Origin of the sequence: Arthrobacter sp. (assembly GCF_030540645.1) — a bacterium.
Taxonomy (GTDB): domain Bacteria; phylum Actinomycetota; class Actinomycetes; order Actinomycetales; family Micrococcaceae; genus Specibacter.
This window is the reverse complement of record NZ_JAUNVV010000032.1, coordinates 1-2,596: the sequence shown is the minus strand read 5'-3', so window position 1 is coordinate 2,596 and position 2,596 is coordinate 1. Positions and strand designations below refer to the sequence as shown.

Here is a 2,596-nt window from a genome sequence, read left to right as displayed (position 1 = left end):
GCAGGCCCGGGATTTCCCAATGCCGAACCATCGGCAGCTGCAACAATTGTCATGAGCCAATACTTTCATCTATCCCTGACATTCAATGACAGGGTGCTTAAACGCCAAGGACGCCCCCTCCAAAATGGAGGGAGCGTCCAAAGCATGAAGAGTGCATGGGTGGGCCCGAGTGCCCCAACGCCAAGACGCGTCAGCGGCTTGCCGGCGAGCCGCACGGGGTGGGCCCACGCGCCCGAGGGCCCCAACGCCAAGACGCGTCAGCGGCTTGGCGTTGGGAGGGCGTGGGGACTAGAAGCCGCCCATTCCGCCCATGCCGCCCATGTCGTCGCCGCCGCCGCCTGCAGCAGCCTTTTCGGGCTTGTCAGCGACAACTGCTTCGGTGGTGAGGAACAAGCCGGCAATGGATGCCGCGTTCTGCAGTGCGGAACGCGTTACCTTTACCGGGTCGTTGACACCGGCAGCCAGCAGGTCCTCGTAGACGCCGGTTGCAGCGTTCAGGCCGTGGCCGTTGGGCAGGCCGCGGACCTTGTCCACTACGACGCCGGGCTCGAAGCCGGCGTTGAAGGCAATCTGCTTCAAGGGCGCATCGATGGCAACCTTGACGATGTTGGCGCCGGTTGCTTCATCACCCGTGAGGTTCAGGCCTTCGAATGCCTTGACGCCAGCCTGGATGAGGGCAACGCCACCGCCGGGGACGATGCCTTCTTCAACGGCAGCCTTTGCGTTGCGCACTGCATCTTCAATGCGGTGCTTGCGCTCCTTGAGTTCAACTTCAGTTGCGGCACCGGCCTTGATGACTGCCACGCCGCCGGCCAGCTTGGCCAGACGTTCCTGCAGCTTCTCGCGGTCGTAGTCGGAATCGGAGTTTTCGATCTCGGCACGGATCTGTGCAACGCGGCCGGCAATGGCTTCAGCGTCGCCTGCACCGTCAACAATGGTGGTCTCGTCCTTGGTGACAACAACCTTGCGAGCCTGGCCGAGCAGGTCGAGGGTGGTGTTTTCCAGCTTCAAGCCAACTTCTTCAGCGATGACCTGGCCACCGGTGAGGACGGCAATGTCGGCCAGCTGGGCCTTGCGGCGGTCGCCGAAGCCCGGAGCCTTGACGGCAACGGACTTGAACAGGCCGCGGATCTTGTTCACGATCAACGTGGCAAGTGCTTCGCCTTCGATGTCTTCTGCGATGATCAGCAGCGGCTTGTTGGACGCCATGACCTTTTCCAGAACAGCGACAAGATCCTTGACGATGGAGATCTTGGAGTTGACGATCAGGATGTACGGGTCTTCAAGAACCGTTTCCTGGCGCTCTGTATCGGTCACGAAGTAGGCGGAGATGTAGCCCTTGTCGAAGCGCATGCCTTCGGTGAGCTCAAGCTCCAGTCCGAAGGTCTGGGACTCCTCAACGGTGATGACACCTTCTTTGCCAACCTTGTCCAGAGCTTCGGCAATGAGTGCACCGATCTCGGGATCACCGGCGGAGATGGACGCGGTTGCGGCGATCTCTTCCTTGGTTTCGATTTCCTTGGCGGAAGCGAGCAGCTGCTCGATGACGGCTTCAACAGCCTTCTCGATGCCGCGCTTGAGTGACAGCGGGTCGGCGCCGGCAGCTACGTTGCGCAGGCCTTCCTTCACGAGTGCCTGGGCCAGCACGGTTGCCGTGGTGGTGCCGTCTCCGGCGATGTCGTCAGTCTTCTTGGCGACTTCCTTGACCAGCTCGGCGCCGATCTTCTCGTAAGGATCGTCAAGTTCGATTTCTTTGGCGATGGAGACACCGTCGTTGGTGATCGTGGGCGCACCCCACTTCTTCTCAAGGACAACGTTGCGACCGCGCGGGCCCAAGGTGACCTTGACGGCGTCGGCGAGGATGTTCAATCCGCGCTCAAGGCCGCGGCGTGCCTCTTCATCAAATGCAATGAGCTTGGCCATGGAGGCTTCAGTCCTTTCGGGACAGTCATTTCGGATACAAGAATCCTCATCACGGTGCCCGCGACGGACGGATCAGCCGCTGGTGATCTCTTTACACCGGCAGCAAACCCTCACCCAATGAGGAAGATTCACTACTCCGACGGCGGATGTCCAACCACAAACTGGCAGTCACCACCTCAGAGTGCTAAGTCAATAATTAGCACTCGCCACCACAGAGTGCAAGCGGAAGGGCCTGTTCTGAGCTTCAGGCGAACGGCATAAGAGACACATTCGGCGCCCTCCACGTCCCGACCTTTCCGCCACGCGCCCAAACGGCTAGCGTAGGGAGGGTAAATATTCCGATGCACGCATAAGCAATGTATCCCCTGCCTCCCCGCAGCAGCTTGTGTAACAGCACCAGCACCAGGAGACACCATGAGTGAAAATATCCAGCCCGAACAGACTCCGGATCAGCCTAAACCCTCCTCTGAGGTGCCTGCTGGTTACGACCAGCCAGCCCAGCCGAGCGAACAGCTCCCCAGCTGGCAGCCACCAGTTGCGAGCGACACGACAGCACCCAGTTACGCCCAGCCGAGTCCCCCGCAGGACTTCCAGCAACATAACGCTCAGCCGGTCTACCAACAACAGGGTTACCAGCAGGGTTACCAACAGCAGAACGTTCAGCAGGGTCATC

Annotated in this window: 2 protein-coding genes; one reads left to right on the top strand and one right to left on the bottom strand. The window is 60.3% G+C overall.

Going from position 1 to position 2,596, the window contains the following annotated elements:
• Nucleotides 1–288: 288 nt before the first annotated feature.
• A complete protein-coding gene (gene groL, locus Q4P21_RS07970) occupies nt 289–1,923 on the bottom strand; it encodes a chaperonin GroEL (protein ID WP_303388256.1) in 1,635 nt (544 codons plus the stop codon).
• A gap of 414 nt (nt 1,924–2,337) precedes the next feature.
• On the opposite strand from groL, the gene Q4P21_RS07965 reads away from it, so the two are divergent.
• Nucleotides 2,338–2,596: hypothetical protein (locus Q4P21_RS07965; protein WP_303388255.1), on the top strand; the 259-nt coding region annotated here is incomplete at its 3' end.